The 19548-nt window shown below is 66.4% G+C and carries 15 protein-coding genes; 8 read left to right on the top strand and 7 right to left on the bottom strand.

Going from position 1 to position 19548, the window contains the following annotated elements:
- Window positions 1–1420 (bottom strand): cytochrome ubiquinol oxidase subunit I (locus tag AC3A3W_RS04845; protein WP_487440778.1); only part of this gene is annotated, 1420 nt, incomplete at its 3' end.
- Between the two features lie 275 nt (window positions 1421–1695).
- Between AC3A3W_RS04845 and AC3A3W_RS04840 the strand changes: the two genes are divergently transcribed.
- Both AC3A3W_RS04840 and AC3A3W_RS04835 read left to right on the top strand, forming a co-directional pair.
- On the top strand, window positions 1696–2082 hold the full coding sequence (locus tag AC3A3W_RS04840; protein WP_487440776.1) for a BlaI/MecI/CopY family transcriptional regulator: 387 nt from the start codon (window positions 1696–1698) through the stop codon (window positions 2080–2082).
- A 6-nt stretch (window positions 2083–2088) separates the two neighbouring features.
- Entirely contained in the window at window positions 2089–3075 is a 987-nt protein-coding gene (locus AC3A3W_RS04835; RefSeq protein ID WP_487440775.1) for a M56 family metallopeptidase, read from the top strand.
- Between the two features lie 40 nt (window positions 3076–3115).
- Here AC3A3W_RS04835 and AC3A3W_RS04830 read toward each other — a convergent pair whose 3' ends face one another.
- Window positions 3116–5224 carry a DNA gyrase/topoisomerase IV subunit B gene (locus AC3A3W_RS04830; protein ID WP_487440773.1) on the bottom strand — a complete coding sequence of 703 codons (2109 nt, stop codon included), beginning with the start codon at window positions 5222–5224 and terminating at the stop codon, window positions 3116–3118.
- Between the two features lie 223 nt (window positions 5225–5447).
- Between AC3A3W_RS04830 and AC3A3W_RS04825 the strand changes: the two genes are divergently transcribed.
- On the top strand, window positions 5448–5669 hold the full coding sequence (locus AC3A3W_RS04825; protein WP_309992763.1) for a DUF7455 domain-containing protein: 222 nt from the start codon (window positions 5448–5450) through the stop codon (window positions 5667–5669).
- A 167-nt stretch (window positions 5670–5836) separates the two neighbouring features.
- Here AC3A3W_RS04825 and AC3A3W_RS04820 read toward each other — a convergent pair whose 3' ends face one another.
- The 4 genes from AC3A3W_RS04820 to AC3A3W_RS04805 all read right to left on the bottom strand — a co-directional run bounded on the left by AC3A3W_RS04820 (window position 5837) and on the right by AC3A3W_RS04805 (window position 11294).
- On the bottom strand, window positions 5837–7165 hold the full coding sequence (locus AC3A3W_RS04820) for an RNA polymerase sigma factor (RefSeq protein ID WP_487440772.1): 1329 nt from the start codon (window positions 7163–7165) through the stop codon (window positions 5837–5839).
- A gap of 345 nt (window positions 7166–7510) precedes the next feature.
- Window positions 7511–8854: a DUF4192 domain-containing protein gene (locus AC3A3W_RS04815; protein ID WP_487440770.1), complete on the bottom strand. Its 1344-nt coding sequence runs from the start codon at window positions 8852–8854 to the stop codon at window positions 7511–7513.
- A 99-nt stretch (window positions 8855–8953) separates the two neighbouring features.
- Window positions 8954–10294 (bottom strand): MFS transporter, encoded by a 1341-nt coding sequence (locus AC3A3W_RS04810; RefSeq protein WP_487440768.1) that lies wholly within the window; start codon window positions 10292–10294, stop codon window positions 8954–8956.
- Between the two features lie 61 nt (window positions 10295–10355).
- Window positions 10356–11294 carry a proteasome assembly chaperone family protein gene (locus tag AC3A3W_RS04805; RefSeq protein ID WP_487440766.1) on the bottom strand — a complete coding sequence of 313 codons (939 nt, stop codon included), beginning with the start codon at window positions 11292–11294 and terminating at the stop codon, window positions 10356–10358.
- Between the two features lie 258 nt (window positions 11295–11552).
- Here AC3A3W_RS04805 and AC3A3W_RS04800 point away from each other — a divergent pair, with 258 nt between their 5' ends.
- The 5 genes from AC3A3W_RS04800 (at window position 11553) to AC3A3W_RS04780 (ending at window position 17628) form a co-directional block, all read left to right on the top strand.
- Window positions 11553–13076, top strand: coding sequence for a leucyl aminopeptidase (locus tag AC3A3W_RS04800; protein ID WP_487440764.1), 1524 nt, complete (start codon window positions 11553–11555; stop codon window positions 13074–13076).
- A 242-nt stretch (window positions 13077–13318) separates the two neighbouring features.
- Window positions 13319–14701, top strand: coding sequence for a dihydrolipoyl dehydrogenase (gene lpdA, locus AC3A3W_RS04795; RefSeq protein WP_205653164.1), 1383 nt, complete (start codon window positions 13319–13321; stop codon window positions 14699–14701).
- Window positions 14702–14817: 116 nt separating this feature from the next.
- The gene (gene sucB, locus AC3A3W_RS04790) at window positions 14818–16566 is read left to right on the top strand and encodes a 2-oxoglutarate dehydrogenase, E2 component, dihydrolipoamide succinyltransferase (RefSeq protein ID WP_487440763.1); all 1749 of its coding nucleotides are present in this window, start codon (window positions 14818–14820) and stop codon (window positions 16564–16566) included.
- Between the two features lie 157 nt (window positions 16567–16723).
- A complete protein-coding gene (locus AC3A3W_RS04785; RefSeq protein ID WP_487440761.1) occupies window positions 16724–17074 on the top strand; it encodes a hypothetical protein in 351 nt (116 codons plus the stop codon).
- Between the two features lie 122 nt (window positions 17075–17196).
- Complete coding sequence (locus AC3A3W_RS04780; RefSeq protein ID WP_487440760.1) at window positions 17197–17628, top strand: OsmC family protein; 432 nt, start codon at window positions 17197–17199, stop codon at window positions 17626–17628.
- A 106-nt stretch (window positions 17629–17734) separates the two neighbouring features.
- On the opposite strand, the gene AC3A3W_RS04775 is transcribed toward AC3A3W_RS04780, so the two are convergent.
- The coding region (locus AC3A3W_RS04775; RefSeq protein ID WP_487440759.1) for a S41 family peptidase at window positions 17735–19548 on the bottom strand (1814 nt) is incomplete at its 5' end.

Below are 19548 nucleotides of genomic sequence, written 5' to 3'. Positions count from 1 at the left end.
TGGCGGTGAGGACGATCAGCGATGTCAGGATCTCTCCGGCGGAGACCCCGGGAGAAACGGCCGCCGCGGTAAACATGAAGACCTGGTCGATGCCGTTGAGGTCCGGATTGGGTGCCACGACAAACGGCTGCCGGCCCATTTCCGTGAAGATCCAGCCCGCGGCGTTCGCTCCGAAGGGTGCCAGGATGCCGAACACGGCCAGCCGCATGAGCCACCGGGACTCCGGCACGGTGCCACTGCGGGTGACCCACAGCGCCAGCAGTGCAGCCAGCGCGGCGACTCCGCCGAAGCCGATCATCATGCGGAAGCCCCAGTAGGTGACCTCCATGACGGGCACGTACTCGATCTCCTGCCCCGCACGCTCCCCGTAGATGGGGTTGTCCGGCAGGTGCGTGCCGTAGTCGGCCTTGTACTGGTCCAGGAGGCTGTTGACGCCCTTGACTTCGGTGGTGAAATCCCCCTTGGCCAGGTAGGACAGGATGCCCGGGACCTCGATTAGGGCCACGATGTCATCGCAGTTGCGGGACCCGATGTTCCCGACGCTGAGGACCGAGAATCCCGTTCCGTCGTGGCAGGCGGCTTCGGCTGCGGCCATCTTCATGGGCTGCTGTTCGAACATCAGCTTTCCCTGGAGGTCGCCGGTCAGCGCCGTGCCGGCGAACGAGATCATGGCGACGACGGCCCCGATCCGCAGTGAGCGGATCCATACGGTGTGGTCCGTGCGGTCCCGGCCGGGAATGTCGGCAGAACCGGCGATGACCTTGCCGTCGGCGCCCACGGTGTCGATGCCGTCCCTGCGCCGCCGCCAGAGGTGGTACCAGGCAATGCCGAGCAGGAACCCGCCGGCGACGGCCAGGGCACCGAAGAGCGTGTGTGGCACGGCGACCAGGGCGGTGTTGTTGGTGAAGACCGCCCAGGCGTCTGTCATGACGGGCCGGCCGTCCACCATGTCCACACCCACGGGGTGCTGCATCCAGCTGTTGGCCACGATGATGAAGTACGCGGAAAAGAACGAGCCGATCACGGCGATCCAGAGGCAGGCCAGGTGCACGCCCTTTTTGAGCTGCTTCCAGCCGAAGATCCAGAGGCCCAGGAACGTGGACTCGACGAAAAACGCGAGTAGGGCTTCGAGGGCCAGCGGCGCACCGAAAACGTCACCGACGAAGCGGCTGTACTCGCTCCACGCCATGCCGAACTGGAACTCCTGCACGATGCCGGTGGCCACGCCCATGATGAAGTTGATGAGGAACAGCTTTCCCCAGAATTTGGTCATGCGCAGGTAGGCCGGGTTGCCGGTCCGGTACCAGACCGTCTGGATCACCGCCACGACGAGGCCCAGTCCGATGGTCAGCGGCACCATCATGAAGTGATAGACCGTGGTGATTCCGAATTGCCAGCGTGCGATTTCCAAGGCTTCCAAGGCGGTCCCTACTGTTGGCTGGGTCTCAAGCTCTCAAGCGCTGTTTTCTACGTCGCGTAGAACATCAACTTCTACAGAGTGTAGAACAAGGCGCCCACGCTGTAAACCATCGTTACACCGTCATGGAGGGCCTGCAATGACGCGCGGCGCGCCGCATGTTCTACCTCATGTAGAAAGAAACGCGCAAACGCGCTAGATTTGAAGGTGAAGTATTGGAATCACAGCACGTGGCGGCCAACCGGCCGCAGGCGGCGCGTTGTCAGAAGGATGTAGAGATGGCAAGTCTTGGGGAACTCGAACGGGCAGTGATGGACCTGCTCTGGGCTGGCCGGGAAGCTGCAACCGCCAACACGCTGCGCGACCTGCTGGCACAGAGCACGGTGGCACAGGGCGGCGCCGCAGGCCATGTGGGCAAGGACCTGGCCGTCACCACCGTCCTGACCGTGCTGTCGCGCCTCGAAAAGAAGGGCCTCGTGGAGCGCGAACGCGGCACCCGGCCGCACCGGTACCAGGCTGTTTCCAGCCGGGAGGACCACACCGCCGAGCTGATGCACGAGGTGCTGGGATCGGCTCCGGACCGTGAAGCCGTGCTGGCCCGCTTTATCGGCTCCGTGACAGAGAGTGAAGCTGAGACGCTGCGCAAACTGCTTGGCCACAGCTAGCGGACGATGTTCTGGGCCTCATACTTCCTGGCGGTCCTGGCGATAGTACTGGCGTGGCCGGTGCCTATCCTCCTCTCCCGCGCCCAATGGCCTGCGCGGGATCCTTTCACGGCCATGTTGCTGTGGCAGGCGATCGGCCTGGCCGGTGGCCTGTCCATGATCGGGGCCATGCTGGTTTACGGGCTGGAGCCGGTCGGAGACAACCTGATCGCGGGCCTCAGGGCACTCGCCGGGATGGTGTTCCAGAACGCCCCCACCACGGCGCTCGGCTTCTGGCATCTCTTCGCACTGTCGGCAGCGGCACTGCTGACGGCGCATCTGGTCTTCACCCTGCTGCTGACCTACTACAAGATTGAGCGGCAACGCCAGCGGCACCGCGAGCTGCTGGCGCTCCTGGCCTCCCCTTCCGCAGATGGCAACGGCACCATGGTGATCAACCACGACTCGCCCGTGGCCTACTGCCTGCCGGGCGGCGCGCGGTCCGTCACGGTCCTCTCCGACGGGCTCATGGCCGCTTTGGAACCGGCCGAGTTGCGTGCCGTGCTGATCCACGAGAACGCCCACCTCAACCAGCGCCACCACCTTCTGCTGTGGGCCTTCGCCGCGTGGCGCCAGGCCCTTCCCTGGCTGCCCACGACGCGCCTGGCGCAGGAGGCCGTCAACTCGCTGATTGAAATGCTCGCCGACGACGTCGCCCTCAAGACGGAGAGCAAGGCCACGCTGATCAAAGCCATTGCCATCGTGGCGAGCGGGTCCGCGGTCCCGCAGGCAGCACCCGCCATCGGCCGGGGCGAACTTGCGGGTCAGGGCCTGCAGCTGCCCGACGGTGCGGGCGGAGCGGGCTCGGCCAGCACGACGGCGTCCCGCGTCAGCCGCCTGCTCTCACCCCGGGCGCCGCTTCCGGCCCCCCTCCGGGCGGCCGTGCTCGCGGTCTGCGTCCTGCTGCTGGCCATGCCCACGGCGCTGCTGATAGTTCCGGGCCTGCTGGGCTAGACGTACTGCCGGGAGCCTGGCTCACCGGCCTGCCGTGGGATCAGGCGTCGATGCGGTCCCTGTCCAGGCTGGCTGCCCCGGCAACGATGAAGTCCTTCCGGGGGGCAACGTCCGATCCCATCAGCAGGTCAAAGGTGGCCTCCGCACGCTGGGCGTTTTCGATGTTGACCTTGCGGAGCATCCGGTGCCTCGGGTCCATGGTGGTTTCGGCCAGCTGCTCGGCGTCCATCTCCCCCAGGCCCTTATACCGCTGGATGGGTTCCTTGTAGCGCTTGCCTTCCTTGGCGAGCCTGGCCAGCAGCGCGTGGAGCTCCGCCTCCGAGTAGGTGTAGATCATCTCGTTGGCCTTTTGGCCCGGGTTGATCACTTCCACACGGTGCAGCGGGGGCACGGCCGCGAAGACCCTGCCCTGCTCGACCATGGGGCGCATGTAGCGGAAGAACAGCGTGAGCAGCAGCGTGCGGATGTGGGCGCCGTCGACGTCGGCGTCCGTCATCAGGATGACTTTCCCGTAGCGGGCGGCCTCGATCGCGAAGCTGCGTCCCGAGCCGGCGCCGACCACCTGGATCAGCGCCGCGCATTCGGCGTTGGAGAGCATGTCCCCCACCGAGGCCTTCTGGACGTTCAGGATCTTGCCCCGGATCGGCAGCAGTGCCTGGAAGTCGGAGGACCGTGCCAGCTTCGCGGTGCCGAGTGCGGAGTCACCCTCGACGATGAACAGCTCGGAGCGGTCAACATCGTCCGTCCGGCAGTCCGCGAGCTTTGTGGGCATCGAGGAGGTCTCGAGCGCGGTCTTGCGGCGCTGTGTTTCCTTGTGCACCCGGGCGGAGATGCGGGACTTCATCTCGCTGACGATTTTCTCCAGGAGCAGGGCCGACTGCGCCTTGTCGTTCTTGTTCGTGGAGCTGAGCTTGGCGGAGATCTCACGCTCCACGACCCGTGCCACGATCGCCTTGACCGCGGACGTGCCCAAAATTTCCTTAGTCTGGCCCTCGAACTGCGGTTCGGCCAGGCGGACGGTCAGCACGGCCGTGAGGCCGGCAAAGATGTCGTCTTTTTCGATCTTGTCGTTGCCGGCCTTGAGCTTCCTGGCGTTGGTTTCCACTGCCTTTCGGAACGTCTTGACCAGGGCCTGCTCCAGGCCGGCCTGGTGGGTGCCGCCCTTCGGCGTCGAGATGATGTTCACGAAGCTGCGGACGGTGGTGTCATAGCCGATCCCCCAGCGCAGCGCGACGTCCACCTCGCAGTCGCGTTCCACTTCGGCCAGCTTGCTGTGGCCGCGGTCATCCAGCACCGGGACCGTTTCCTTGAACTTGCCCGCACCGTGCAGCCGCCAGACGTCCGTGACGCCCGCGTCGATGGCCAGGAATTCCACGAACTCCGAAATGCCCCCGTCGTGGTGGAACACTTCCTCGTGCGGGCCGTTTTCCCCCGGGGTGCCGGGGAGCTTGCGTTCGTCGCGGACGGTCAGTTTCAGGCCCGGGACCAGGAAGGAGGTCTGGCGGGCACGGGCAGCCAGTTCGTCGTAGGAGAATTTGGCGTCCGGCGTGAAGATCTGCCTGTCGGCCCAGTACCGGATCCGGGTACCGGTCACGCCCCGCTTGGCCTTGCCGACGACGTCGAGCACGGAATCGTCGACGAACGGCGTGAACGTGGCCGCGGGGTCCGGACGGGTGCCGGTGTCCTTGAACCTGCCCGGCTCGCCCCTGCGGAACGACATCTTGTACGTCTTGCCGCCGCGGTCCACTTCGGCGTCCAGCCGGGCGGACAGGGCGTTCACCACAGAGGCGCCCACCCCGTGCAGGCCGCCCGATGCGGTGTAGGAGCCGCCGCCGAACTTGCCGCCGGCGTGCAGCTTTGTGAAGACGACTTCCACGCCGGTGAGGCCGGTCTTGGGTTCCACGTCAATCGGAATGCCGCGGCCGTCGTCGTGGATCTCCACGGAGTTGTCCGCGTGGAGGATGATCTTGATGTCGTGGCCGTAGCCGGCCAGGGCCTCATCCACGGAGTTGTCGATGATTTCCCACAGGCAGTGCATGAGTCCGCGCGAATCCGTGGAGCCGATGTACATGCCCGGACGCTTCCGGACAGCCTCGAGGCCCTCCAGCACCGATAGGTGGCGGGCGGTGTAATCAGAACTCGGTGCCACGGGTAGTGAACTCCTTCAGCGAGGGCCCGGCAGGGCATTAAATGGCTTCCTATAGCCTAGTCCCGCGGCCGCCGTTCACCGGACTGCCACTCCACACGCGGCTCCAGCTCACGCCTGCCGTTACGCAGACGTGATACGCGGACAGCGAAAGTGACACATCCTTGCCATAGTTTGGCTCCGAATGCTGGTTATATAGATGTACAGATCTACTAAGGAGGCCGACATGACAACAGCAGTTGCCGACCGCACACTCACCGCAGCTGACCGGTGCGACCGTTGCGGTGCGCAGGCATACGTCCGGGTTGTACTCGAGTCCTCCGGAGGTGAGCTGCTCTTCTGCGCTCACCATTCACGTGCCGTGGAAGCGACGCTCAAGCCGCTAAGCTCGGAATGGCACGATGAGTCGGGCCGGCTTCACGAGAAGGAACCGGTACCGGTCGACTAGACCATGCAGCTGAAAAGCGAAGCAGAAAGCCAGGGCTCCCGGCACGGGACCCTGGCTTTTTTGCTGCCGGGACTGAGTCCGTCATTGAAGACCGCAGCACTGAAAGCAACGGCAAGGGGCTGCCGCCGGTGCATCCGGCGGCAGCCCCTTGCTGTGGAGACGGCTTCCTAGTCCAGGTAATCCCGCAGGACCTGGGACCGCGACGGGTGCCGCAGCTTGGACATCGTCTTGGATTCGATCTGGCGGATGCGCTCACGCGTGACGCCGTAGACCTTGCCGATTTCGTCTAAAGTCTTCGGCTGGCCGTCCGTGAGGCCAAAGCGCATCGCGACCACGCCGGCTTCACGTTCGGAGAGCGTGTCCAGCACCGAGTGCAGCTGTTCCTGCAGCAGCGTGAAGCTCACGGCGTCGGCCGGAACCACGGCTTCGGAGTCCTCGATGAGATCGCCGAACTCGGAGTCGCCGTCCTCGCCGAGCGGCGTGTGCAGCGAGATGGGTTCGCGGCCGTACTTCTGGACTTCAACGACCTTTTCCGGCGTCATGTCCAGCTCAAGGGCCAGCTCTTCGGGCGTGGGTTCACGGCCGAGGTCCTGCAACATCTGGCGCTGCACACGGGCGAGCTTGTTGATGACCTCGACCATGTGCACGGGAATACGGATGGTGCGGGCCTGGTCAGCCATGGCGCGGGTGATGGCCTGGCGGATCCACCAGGTGGCGTAGGTGGAGAACTTGAAGCCCTTGGTGTAGTCGAACTTCTCAACTGCACGGATGAGGCCGAGGTTGCCCTCCTGGATCAGGTCCAGGAACAGCATGCCGCGGCCCGTGTAGCGCTTGGCCAGGGACACCACGAGGCGGAGGTTCGCCTCGAGGAGGTGGTTCTTGGCGCGCTTGCCGTCGTGGATGATGAATTCGAGCTCGCGCTTGTACTTCGGGTCCATGGAGCCGTCGTCGGCGTTGATCTTCTCTTCGGCGAAAAGGCCGGCCTCAATCCGGAGGGCGAGGTCAACCTCCTGTTCGGCGTTGAGGAGGGCAACCTTGCCGATCTGCTTCAGGTAGTCCTTGACGGGGTCGGCGGTGGCACCTGCCGACATGACCTGCTGCACAGGGGCGTCGTCGTCGTCAGCATCGGAGTAAACGAATCCGGAGCCTGTGGGTGCGGCGGCAGCCTTGCCGGCTTCGTCGCCTTCCTCAGTAAGCTCGGCGGGATCGGGCGATACGTCGTCGAGATCCTCTTCGACATCCACATCGACGTCGTCATCCGACGTCGAGCGGCTTCCGGCGGCTTCGGCTGCTGCCTTGGCGCCGGGCTTGGGGCCACGCTTCTTCGGCTCGGGCTTGGCGGCCGAGGCAGCGTCGCCGCCACCGACTGCGGCATCCTTGACAGCCTTGTTCGCGGCGCGGGTGGCTGCACGCTTGGCGTTGGTTGCCGCCTTCTTATCCTCGGCCAATACATCGGCCTGGTCGGCGGGTTCCTTCTTCGCGGAAGACGGGGTCACAGAAAACCTTTCTAGCGGCGGTCTGTGGAATCACCATACGGGCAACACCACTATGACCCTGTCAAGTCCGTGATTGACATCAGGTGCTACCACGACCGACAGAGCCATTAAGTAGAACTGCCGGGGCGGCCGCAATGTTCCCGTTTCCGGGTGCCACTGCAAGCACTGATTCACGGACCCAACCGGGTCTCGGCAACCATTGTCTCATGATTTTCGCCGGCAGGGGCCGATAGGGCCGTAATGTCCGGCGCATCCGCCCCGCCGGCGGCCCTGCTGCCCGGCACTGCCCTTTACCGCCAGGCTCCTTTGCCGCGGCACCCTTGCAGTGCGGCGCCGGTTCCGGCCCTATGCGGCGTCCGTGCCGAATTTCTGCCAAGCTGCCTCCCTTCGTGCCGCCCAGCCGCAGATCGTTCCCCGCCGGACCACCTCGGAAAGCAGCTCCGCCAGCCTGTACCCGGGGGCGGCCTCCAAGGCACGGCTAAGGGAGGCATGCGCGTACGAGCCCCTCCCCCGGCACCATTCGATCCATGCTTTGGCAGTCCATGCAGCCGCCTGCGCTTCCCCCGGACCGCAGTGTGCCAGCTGCAGCATCACGTCTTCGAGGGACTTCATCCTCGTCCAGTCCGGCACCAGAGGAGCCAGGCCGAGGAGAACCTCGCCGTAGCCAGGGACCGCGCGATTGTCCGGGACCCCGCGATTGTCCGGGACCCCGCCGCTGCCGGGGACGGGGGATGCATCAGGCTCCACTGACCGGGCTGGCTGGATCGAGCCGGGACGCGCAGTCCCGGCAGGCGCCTCCACGCCGGGCGGCGCTGTGGCGGACGGCACCTCCACGCCGGGCCGCGCTGTGGCGGACGGCGCTGTTGCGGACGGACCGGGCAGGTCCGAGAAGAGGCCGAACTCTTCAGCACCCGCCACCGCCGCAGGTCGGCCCGCCGCAGCCATGACCAGGACCGCGTCGCGCCACGAGGGGACACACAGGGTGGCACGCAGGAAACCCGCGACGTCGTGGGGCAGCCGCGTGGTGCCTTCCTTTGCCGTCAGCGCCGACTCCCAGGTATCCAGCACCCTTTCGAACTGGGGCCGGCTGGCCCCTCTGCCGCAGAGTGTTTCCCTCCAGCGCTGCTCCGCGGCAAGCACCGCCGGATTCTCCTCGGGTTCCGGTCCCCCGGCGGGACTGTCTCCGGGCGGCGCCCCCACAATGCTCCCCAGGTACACCATCTCTGCGTTGAGGCGGCTGTCCCGGATCTCGGCGAGGGGACGCCCGGGCAGCGGGCAGCAGCCGGCATCCGTGCAGTACACGTTCCGCCAGTATTCGGCGCCGACATACCAGGCGTCCCGCACGGGCATCCCTGCGAGACCGAGGGCGGTTTCAAGGTCGGCGAGCAGCTCCCGGCCGCCGGGAGGACCGGAGTCGTCTGTCCAGCCATCGTCCGTGAAGAACACCAGGAGGGTGCCATTGGCGTCGTCATCCGCGAGGAGGTACTGGGCGACCGTCCGGGAGAAGTCCTCGAGGCCGCGATTGGACGACGCCCCCTCCGGCAAGTCGACCCGGAGCGTGGCCCCGAGGCGCTTGCCCTGCATGGTCATGGCCACGAGGCTGCGCGTGGGCCAATACCCTAGCGTGTGCGGAACATAGCCGAGAATGTCCTCGGGGCCGCTGATGGTCAGGTGCTCGGGTGCGTTCATGCATCCAGCCTCAGGCAGGGCCCCTACCGGCCGGTACCCGCGGCTTCGGCCATGTGGACTACTGCCGGATGTGCAGGGATAGTGCCAGCCGGGGCACTGCTAGTCGCGGGGTGACGCGTTCCGCCGCGCGTTCCTCGCCCTGCGCTGTTCGGCCATCGCCTGCAGCAGCGGCGCAACCACCACTCCCTGGGCGGCCATCTGCCGGCGCACTTTCCGGCGGACCACCAGCATGGCCACGGAGCCGACGCCCAGGATCAGGAAGTGCACGCTCAAGGCGATGCGGAATGGCTCGAGGCCGTACAGCACTCCGTTGGAGAACCCGGTGGAATACAGGATGTCGAGGACGGCGCCGATCAGGTAGATGGTAATGAGCGCCGCGAAGAAGCCGCCGACGTTGACAATGCCCGTGGCGGTACCGATCCGGTGCGCCGGGTTGAAGGTGCGGGCGAAATCAAAGCCGATCATGGAGCCCGGACCGCCGATGGCCAGCACCACCACGAGCGCGGCCAGCAGCCACAGCGGGGAGCGGCCCGGGTAGAGCAGCACCGCCGCCCAGGCAACAGCAGTGGCCGCCACAAGCAGGAGAACCATGGTTGAGCGCCGAAGGGGGTGCCGTGAGACAAACCGCCCGATCAGCGGTCCGGCACCGATCGCGCCGGCCACGTAGAGGGACATGAGCGAGGCCACGGTAGATGAGTCCAAGCCCTGCGCCGAAATCAGGAAGGGGTATCCCCAGGTCATGGCGAACACGGTGCCGCTGAACTGGATGGTGAAGTGGCTCCACATGCCCAGCCGCGTGCCCGGCTGCTTCCAGGCCCGGGAGAGCGACACACCAGTGGCGCGCAGGCCCTTGCTTGACTCCTGCCGGGGAGTGCCGGGCGGCACGTCCTGCAGCAGCAGGACCACCAGGACAATGGCGAGGCCGGACAGTCCCGCCAGCGACAGGAAGGCCGGGCTCCAGCCGGCGGCATGGAGGACGAAGGCGAACGGCACCACGCTCAGCAGCTGCCCCAGCTGCCCGGACATTCCCGTGAGCTGGGTCAGCAGCGGCACGCGGGCCGGAGCAAACCACAGCGGGATCAGCCGGATGACGGAGATGAACGTCATGGCGTCGCCCGCGCCCACCAGGACGCGGCCGAGCACGCCGGCAGGGACACTCTCAGCGAAGGCGAGCTGGAGCTGTCCCAGCCCCATGAGCAGGGCGCCGCCGGCAATCATCGCCCGGGAGCCGAACCTGTCCACGAGCACGCCCACCGGGATCTGCAGCCCCGCGTAGACGAGGAGCTGCAATACGGTGAAAAACGAAATCGCCGAGGCACTCGCGTGGAACCGTTCGGTAGCCTCGAGTCCGACCACACCAAACGACGTACGCTGGGTCACAGCCACCAGGTACGAGAAAATGCCAATGGACCAAACGAGCCAGGCGCGGGGTGCAGTCACCTTTTTATTATGCCCGGGGCCCGCAAAAATCCTATTTAATTCGGGGCTTTAGTGACCCATATTATGGTGTCGGATTTTCGCGGGCCAGGTACGCCTCCACAGCGGCCCCGAGCGCATCAGCGTCCGGCAGTTCATCGTTCTCGTCGGCCAGCAGGGACCGGCGGACGGTGCCTTCAGCCTTCTCGTCGTAGCGGGCCTCCAGCTTGGCGACCACCTGCTGGACGTCCGCCGACGCCTCGACCTGCTCGGCGATCTGCCGCCCGACGTCGCGGCCCGACTCCCGCAGCCTGTCGGTGGGGAGCATGAGGGAAGTGGCTGCGCCGAGGTATTCAAGGCCCGCGACGGCCGCCGTCGGATACTCGGCCTCGGCCAGATAATGCGGCACATGGATCACGTAGCCGGCCACGTTCCGCCCGGCATCGGCAAGGCGCAGTTCCAGCACGTGGCCCACAGCGGCAGGCACTTCCACCGTGGGCTTCCAGGCGGAGATGCCCTCGATGAGCTCGGGGCGGTTGCCGTGCACCGTCACGCCCACCGGGCGGGTGTGCGGCACAGGCATGGGGATCGAGTGGATCCACGTCACCAGGTTGACGTCCAGGGACTCCACGATCTGAACGACGGCACGCGCGAAGCGTTCCCACTGCAGGTCGGGCTCGAATCCGGCAAGGAACAGGAACGGCCTGCCCAGGCCGTCGACGAGCCGGTAGAGGGCAAGGCTGGGCGCCTGGTAGTCCTCGAGATGGTCCTCAACAAAGGACACATGCGGCCGCCGGGACCTGTAATCGATGAGCTGGTCGGCATCAAACACGGCGACGCGCTCGGAATCGAGGTTGTCGAGGAGCTCGGCCGTGATCTGCCTGACCACATGGCCGGCGTCGGCAAAACCGGTGAAGCCCATCACCAGATTCAGCCCGCGCAGTTCGGGGCTGTGGAACAGCTCAATGTTCTTGGCGTAGAGCGCGTCGGGGTCCAGCAGCGAGCCGGAAATCCGTTCAAACACGGCGAGTTCCTTTCATGGTCGGAGGGGTTAATGTCCATAACGCTGCGCGCGTCCGGGGCATTCCTTGGGCCGCCGTGGCGCGGCTCTCAGTGAATCCGGCTGTGCAGCCGGCGAGAGACTACGATCGGAAGTGGCCTTTGCTGAGGGCCACCGTTGCCGGCGGCCTCCCACGCGGACGGCCTCCGGGCACCCACGGCAGGGTGCCTTTACTTTGCACTTCCTGCACGAATCGTCACAGAGAATTGAGGACTGATCCTCGTGGTCAAGAATAGTGAAATCAACCTTAGCGCCATAGCGCGCGACCTCAAGAAGGCTGCCAGCGACGCCGTCGTCATCGGCGTGGGACAGGGGGCGGACGGCCCCGTCCTGCTTGAGAACCCGCTGACGGCCAAGTCTGCCGAAGCGCTGGCCGAATCGTTGAAGGTTCTTGGCATCACCGGGGCAGCCGACCAGGCCGTCCGCCTTCCGGGTCTTCCCGAGGCAGGCAACGGCGTCGTCGTGCTGGCGGGCGTCGGAAAGGTCAGCGCCGGCCAAAAGCTGACCCGCGAAGCACTGCGCCGTGCCGCCGGTTCTGCGGTCCGCCAGCTCGCGGGGCTCACCACCGTCACGCTTGCCTTCCCGACGGCGGATGTCGCCGACGTCGCCGCCGTCGCCGAGGGCGCGGCGCTGGGCGCCTATTCCTTCACGGAGTACCGCTCGTCCAAGGACGGGCTGAAGGATCCTGTCCGCAATGCGGTGATCTTCACCGACCTGGCCGGCGACAAGGACCTTGAACCGGCGCTGAAGCGCGCGGCGCTCCTGGGAAAGGCAGTCAACGCCACCCGCTCGCTGGTGAACGAGCCGCCCAGCCACCTCTACCCGGAATCCTTCGCGGATGCCGCCAAGGAACTGGCCAAGGGCCTTCCCGTCAAGGTGACCGTGTGGGACGAGAAACGCCTCGAGAAGGAAGGCTTCGGGGGCATCATGGGCGTCGGCAAAGGCTCTTCGCGCCAGCCCCGCCTCGTCAAGGTTGAATACGCGCCCGCGAAGGCCACCCGGAAAATCGCCCTCGTGGGCAAGGGCATCACGTTCGACACCGGCGGCATCTCCATTAAGCCCGCACTGGGCATGGGTGACATGAAGAGCGACATGGCGGGCGCCGCCGTCGTCCTTAATACGGTGCTGACCCTCGCAGGCCTGGGCCTGCCCGTGAAGGCGACCGCCTGGCTGTGCATTGCCGAGAACATGCCCTCAGGTGCGGCATCCCGTCCGGCAGACGTCCTCACGATGTTCGGCGGCAAGACGGTCGAAGTCCTCAACACTGACGCCGAAGGCCGGCTGGTGATGGCGGACGGCATCGTCGCGGCGAGCCAGGAATACCCGGACGCGATCATCGACGTCGCCACCCTGACAGGCGCCCAGCTGATCGCCCTCGGAAACCGCACCGCGGGTGTCATGGGCGCCGACAGTGTCACCGGCCCGCTGAAGGCGGCGGCAGACCGTGCAGGGGAGCTCGTCTGGCCCATGCCGCTGCCGGAGGAACTGCGGCCGAGCCTCGACTCCCAGGTGGCCGACCTCGCCAACATCGGCGAACGCCATGGCGGCATGATGACGGCGGCCGTGTTCCTGCGCGAATTCGTGGGCAAGGGCAAGGACGGCCAGCCCATCCCCTGGGCGCACATCGACATCGCCGGCCCCTCCTTCAACAACGGGGCACCCTATGGCTACACGCCGAAGCAGGGCACGGGCTGCACGGTCCGGACGCTCGTGGCCTATGCCGAGGACCTTCTGGACCAGGCTTAACCGCGTGCGTGGGGCTTTGTGGCGGGCGGAATGATCCGTCCGCCACACCGCCGCGTGACACTCGACACAAGCGCTCCACAAATGTCGCGGCAAGGTGGAGCATGGATAAGTGGTTCGCTAAGGTGAACCACGGTAGTCACAAATGAAAGGGAACCGGCCTGCTGGCATAATCACGGCAGAGCAAGTTCCAAGACCAGATGATGCGTACTCTCGTGTCATCGTTCACGCGAGGGAGCGTCTAAGTGGCCGATCAGGCAACTGCGCAAGAATTCGACATCCTGGTACTCGGTGGCGGCAGCGGCGGATACGCCACCGCCCTCCGGGCCGTTCAGCTTGGCTTCTCCGTCGGCCTCGTGGAGAAGGGCAAACTCGGCGGAACCTGCCTGCACAACGGCTGTATCCCCACCAAGGCGCTGCTGCACTCGGCTGAACTGGCCGACCACGCCCGTGACTCCGCCAAGTACGGCGTGAACGTCACCCTTGACGGCATCGACATCACGGCCGTCAACGCCTACAAGGACGGAATCGTCGCCGGCAAGTTCAAGGGACTGCAGGGCCTCATCAAGTCCAAGGGCATCACGGTCATCGAGGGTGAGGGCAAGCTTCAGGGCACCGACACCGTCGTCGTGAACGGCACCGCCTACAAGGGCAAGAACATCGTCCTCGCCACGGGTTCCTACTCCCGCTCCCTCCCGGGCCTGGAGATCGGCGGCCGCGTCATCACCTCCGACGAGGCGCTGACCATGGACTACATCCCCAAGAGCGTCATCGTGCTCGGCGGCGGCGTCATCGGCGTCGAGTTCGCGTCCGTGTGGAAGTCCTTCGGCGTGGACGTCACGATCGTCGAAGGCCTGCCCTCGCTGGTCCCGAACGAAGACGCCACCATCGTGAAGAACCTCGAGCGCGCCTTCAAGAAGCGCGGCATCAAGTTCTCCACCGGCACCTTCTTCCAGGGCGTCGAGCAGAACGACAACGGCGTCAAGGTCACGCTGGTTGACGGCAAGACGTTCGAGGCCGAACTCCTGCTGGTGGCCGTTGGCCGCGGCCCGGTCACGGCCAACCTCGGTTACGAAGAGGCAGGCGTCACCATCGACCGCGGATTCGTCATCACCAACGAGCGCCTGCACACCGGCGTCGGCAACATCTACGCCGTCGGCGACATCGTTCCCGGCGTCCAGCTCGCACACCGCGGCTACCAGCAGGGCATCTTCGTCGCCGAGGAAATCGCGGGCCTGAAGCCCGTCATCGTCGAAGACGTCAACATCCCCAAGGTCACCTACTGCGAGCCCGAGATCGCCACGGTCGGCTACACAGAAAAGGGCGCCAAGGACAAGTTCGGCGAAGACCAGGTCGAGACCCAGGAATACAACCTCGCCGGCAACGGCAAGAGCTCCATCCTGGGCACCGGCGGCCTCGTGAAGCTGGTCCGCCAGAAGGACGGCCCCGTCGTCGGCGTCCACATGATCGGCTCCCGCATGGGTGAGCAGATCGGCGAAGCCCAGCTGATCGTGAACTGGGAAGCCTACCCGGAGGATGTGGCCCAGCTGCTGCACGCCCACCCGACCCAGAACGAGGCGCTGGGCGAAGCCCACCTCGCCCTCGCGGGCAAAGCCCTCCACGGCTAACAGCAGCTCCGCAGTACCACAGGGCTTAGTGCACCCGGCATGATCCGCAGGGTGCACTAAGCTCGAACAAGCCAGCAATCATCCGCACAAAGATCAATAAGGAGAACGGGGACGACATGTCTGAATCCGTTAACTTGCCCGCCCTCGGTGAGAGCGTCACCGAAGGAACCGTCACCCGCTGGCTCAAGCAGGTAGGTGACCGGGTAGAGGTGGACGAGCCGCTGCTCGAAGTCTCCACCGACAAAGTAGACACTGAAATCCCCTCTCCGATCGCCGGCGTCATCGAGGAAATCCTCGTTGCCGAAGACGAAACCGCAGAAGTCGGTGCTCCCCTGGTCCGCATTGGCGATGGCTCGGGTGGCGGCTCCGCTCCCGCCGAGGCCGCCCCGGCCGAAGAGGCACCGGCCGCAGAAGCCGCACCCGCCGAGGAAGCACCCGCGGAGGCTCCGGCTGAACAGGCTCCCGCCCAGGAAGCGCCCGCCTCGGAGGCCCCCGCCGCCTCCGGCGAATCCCACGAAGTGACGCTCCCCGCCCTGGGCGAAAGCGTTACCGAGGGCACCGTGACGCGGTGGCTCAAGGCCATTGGCGACTCCGTTGAAGTGGACGAGCCGCTGCTCGAGGTCTCCACCGACAAGGTCGACACCGAAATTCCGTCCCCGGTTGCCGGTACCCTCCAGGAAATCCGCGTCAACGAAGACGAAACTGCCGAGGTCGGCTCCGTCCTCGCCGTGATCGGCTCCGGCGCAGCCGCACCTGCCGCCGCACCCGCCGCGGCACCCGAAAAGCCTGCAGAGGCTCCTGCCCCTGCACCGGCTGCCGCGCCCGAGAAGCCGGCCGAAGCACCCGCCGCTGCCGCACCTGCCCCCGCTGCTCCGGCAGAGGCCGCTCCGGCTCCCGCAGCCCAGGCCGCTCCCGCCGAGGCACCTGCCGCCGGCGGCGAATCCGGCTACGTCACTCCCCTGGTCCGCAAGCTGGCCAACCAGCACGGCGTGGACATCTCCGCAGTGTCCGGCACGGGCGTCGGCGGCCGCATCCGCAAGCAGGATGTCCTGGCCGCCGCTGAGGCCAAGCCTGCCCCGGCCGAACCGTCCGCCCCTGCCGCTGCTGCCGCCCCGTCAGCAGCGTCCGCCGCGGCGTCGTCGCTGCGGGGCACCACGCAGAAGGCCCCGCGCATCCGCCAGGTCATTGCCCGGCGCATGCGCGAGTCACTGGATGTCTCCACCCAGCTGACCCAGGTGCACGAAGTGGACATGACCAAGGTTGCTAAGCTCCGCCTCAAGGCCAAGAACTCGTTCCAGGCCCAGAACGGCACCAAGCTGACGTTCCTGCCGTTCATCGCCAAGGCCGTGGCCGAAGCGCTGAAGCAGCACCCCAAGCTCAACGCTGCGTACGACGAAGACAAGCAGGAAATCACTTACCACAACGCCGAGCACCTGGCGATCGCCGTCGACACTGACAAGGGGCTGCTGGTTCCCGTCATTTCCGACGCCGGCACGCTGAACCTTGCCGGCCTGGCCGGCAAGATCGCCGATGTTGCAGACCGCACCCGCAACGGCAAGATCGGCCCGGACGAGCTGTCCGGCGGAACGTTCAGCATCACCAACATCGGTTCGGTGGGCGCCCTGTTCGACACCCCGATCATCAACCAGCCGCAGGTCGGCATCTTGGGCACCGGCGCGATCGTCAAGCGCCCCGTGGTGGTCCAGGACGTCAACGGCGATGACTCCATCGCGGTCCGCTCCATGATGTACCTGTCCCTGACGTACGACCACCGCCTGGTGGACGGCGCGGACGCCGGACGCTTCCTGCAGACGCTGAAGGCACGCCTCGAAGAGGGCGCGTTCGAAGCGGACCTGGGACTCTAGCCTCCAGGAATTAACGACGGCGGCGGCCGTCCGGAACGCGGTGGGGAACCACCGGCTGACCGGGCGGCCGCCGCCGTTTTTTCGTGGCTGCCGCCTGCGGTCCGACGCACCGCCAGTCCTACTACGGAGCGTAGAAGTATCTGGCTACACTGGTGCCATGAACATCGTCTATAACATCATGGTCTTCCTGCACGTCGTCGGCGCCGCCATGATCGTCGGCATCTGGATCGCCAACATGAAGAAGCCCACTGTCCACCCGCGGCAGTTCGACGGCGCCGCCCTTCAGCTGCTCACAGGCATCGTCATGATGGGCCTGATTCCCGCCTTGGACATGGACGCCAACTACGCCAAGCTGGGCATCAAGTTCGCCGTCGCCCTGGCCGTCGGCGTGCTGGCCTTCATCGGCAGGCGCAAGTACAAGAAGGACGAGCCCGTCTCGGCCGGCCTCGCGCACGCTGTCGGCGGCCTGGCCCTGCTGAACATCGGGATCGCCACGCTCTGGCAGTAGCACCGGTCATAATCCTCTGACAGCGGACAACCCGTGCACGGGTGCCGCGTAGTCCATAGGATTGTGCAGGAAGGACCGGGAGTTAGCCGGATCCTGAACTGAACCCAAGCTAAGGAGTGGACATGGCAGCAACACGCACCGCACACACTGTATGGAACGGCGACCTGATGACGGGTGCCGGCAACACGACCCTCGACAGCTCCGGCCTGGGTACCTACGAGGTCACCTGGAAGGCCCGCACCGAGGCCGCTGAAGGCAAGACCAGCCCGGAAGAGCTGATCGCCGCCGCCCACTCCGCCTGTTTCTCGATGGCGTTCAGCCACGCACTCGCCCAGGCCGGCCACACGCCCGAAGAGGTGCACACCAAGGCTGACGTCACGTTCAAGCCCGGCACCGGCATCACCGGCAGCCACCTGACCCTGAACGCCAAGGTGCCCGGCATCAGCGAAGAAGAATTCCAGAAGATCGCAGCGGAAGCCAAGGTCGGCTGCCCGGTCTCCGGCGCCCTCGCCAGCATCGACATCACCCTCGACGCCACGCTCGCCGCTTCCTGATCGTCGGCCTCCCGCTGCCAGCAGCGGGAGGCACACGGCAAAAAGGCCCTGGGCCCGTTCTGGAAAATCCAGTACGGGCCCAGGGCCTTTCCGATGGCGCCGGGGCTCAGCCGGCGGCGTTCTGGCGGGCCGGCAGACGCCCGGGCCGCAGCCGGCGGTAGCCTTCGCGGGCCGGCGGACGGTCGGTGGGGATCTCCTGGACCATTTCCTTCAGCGCCCCGATGCCGTACTCCAATTGCGGGTCCCGGCCGGCAGCATAGGCATGCGGGGGGAAGGTCACCTCGATGTCCGGGGCAACGCCGTAGTTTTCGACGTTCCAGCCCACGCCGCCGGCAAACCAGGTGGCATAGCGCGGCTGGGTGACCCCGGTGCCGTCCGCGAGCGTGAAGCGGCTGTCGATGCCCACCACTCCGCCCCAGGTCCGGGTCCCGATCACGGGGCCGATGCCCCTCAGCTTCGATACCTGCGTGATGATGTCGCCGTCGGACCCCGCAAACTCGTCGGCGAGGATGATGACCGGTCCGCGCGGTGCGTGGTGCGGGTAGGTCCGGGGTTTCTCCCCCCGCGGCATGCTCCAGCCTGTGACCTTGCGGCCGATCAGCTCAGCCACCAGCTGGGAGGTGTGCCCGCCGCGGTTCCGGCGCACGTCGACGATCAGCCCGTCGAGTGCGGTTTCGGTATCCAGGTCACGGTGCAGCTGGGCCCAGCCGTTGGCCATCATGTCCGGGACGTGCAGATAGCCGAAGCTTCCTCCGGACGCCTCCCGTACGGTGCGGCGGTTGGCGGCCACCCAGTCCTGGTAGCGGAGGCGTTCCTCGTCCTTGATGGGGACAACGGCAATGCGGCGCTGGTCGCCGGCTGCCGGGCCGTGGCCTGCGCCGTTGCGGATGGTCAGTTCCACCGTGCGCCCGGCCGCGCCGACCAGCTGCATGGCCGGAGTCAGGCTTTCGGTGAGCTGAACGCCGTCGACGGCGAGCAGGACGTCCCCGGCCTTGGCAGCGGCGCCGGGGCGGGACAGCGGCGATGTCGCGAGGGGATCCGACGATTCGCCCGCGAGGATGCGGACAATTTCCCAGCCCTCGCCCGTAAACGCCAGGTCCGCACCGAGGCGGCCCTGCCCGTTGCTGCCGTTTTCGGTGGCAGCCGCCGGCCGGACGTACGCATGGGATGTGCCGAGCTCGCCGTGGAGTTCCCACAGCAGGTCCACGAGGTCGTCATGCGACCCGAGCCTGTCGACCAGAGGCCGGTAGCGCTTGTGGACCGACTCCCAGTCCTGGCCCGCCATGTCCTCGGTCCAGAAGAAGTCGCGCTGCAGCCGCCACGCCTCGTCAAAGGCCTGTCCCCAGACTCGCAGCGGATCCATCAGCACCCGGATGCGTGCGAGGTCCACCTTGACCGCCTGGCCGGATTCCTCGTCGGCCTTCGCGTCGGACGGCACCACCCGGATCTGCTTGTCGTGGATCACCACCACCTTCTTGCCGTCGCCGGACAGCAGGTAGCTGTCCAGCGAGTCCACGAGGGTGGTGCTCTTGCGCTTGGCCAGATCGAATCGGACCAGGCTGGGTGCGGCGTTTTTGTCCTCCAGGCTGGCTTTGCCGTCACCGGTCACCCCGGCGAGCGGGCTGTCCAGCCACAGCAGCGCGCCGTCGACCGCCGTCAGGGAAGAGTAGTTGCCCTGCGGGACGGGGACGCTGACAACGCGGTGCGAGAGACCCTCGGCATCAACGCGGACCGGCGCTGGCTGGCCAGCCTCGCCGGCGTCGCCGTCCTGGCCCGTTTCCGGGTCGAAGGAAAGGTCCACGCTTGGGCCGAACGGGGATGCCGTGTCCGCCGCCAGGGCCACGAGGTAGGGCTTGATCGGGCTGGGGAAGGAGAGGTCGAAGGAATGCCCGTCATACACGGGATCGAAACTGCGGTTGG

The organism is Arthrobacter sp. Soil_N43, from assembly GCF_057655195.1.
This window is presented reverse-complemented; position numbering and strand designations above follow the sequence as displayed.

Coding starts and splice junctions, on each gene's coding strand:
- AC3A3W_RS04840 (WP_487440776.1), top strand. CDS start 1,696: ATGGCAAGTCTTGGGGAACTCGAACGGGCAGTGATGGACCTGCTCTGG.
- AC3A3W_RS04835 (WP_487440775.1), top strand. CDS start 2,089: ATGTTCTGGGCCTCATACTTCCTGGCGGTCCTGGCGATAGTACTGGCG.
- AC3A3W_RS04825 (WP_309992763.1), top strand. CDS start 5,448: ATGACAACAGCAGTTGCCGACCGCACACTCACCGCAGCTGACCGGTGC.
- AC3A3W_RS04815 (WP_487440770.1), bottom strand. CDS start 8,854: ATGAACGCACCCGAGCACCTGACCATCAGCGGCCCCGAGGACATTCTC.
- sucB (WP_487440763.1), top strand. CDS start 14,818: ATGTCTGAATCCGTTAACTTGCCCGCCCTCGGTGAGAGCGTCACCGAA.
- AC3A3W_RS04785 (WP_487440761.1), top strand. CDS start 16,724: ATGAACATCGTCTATAACATCATGGTCTTCCTGCACGTCGTCGGCGCC.
- AC3A3W_RS04780 (WP_487440760.1), top strand. CDS start 17,197: ATGGCAGCAACACGCACCGCACACACTGTATGGAACGGCGACCTGATG.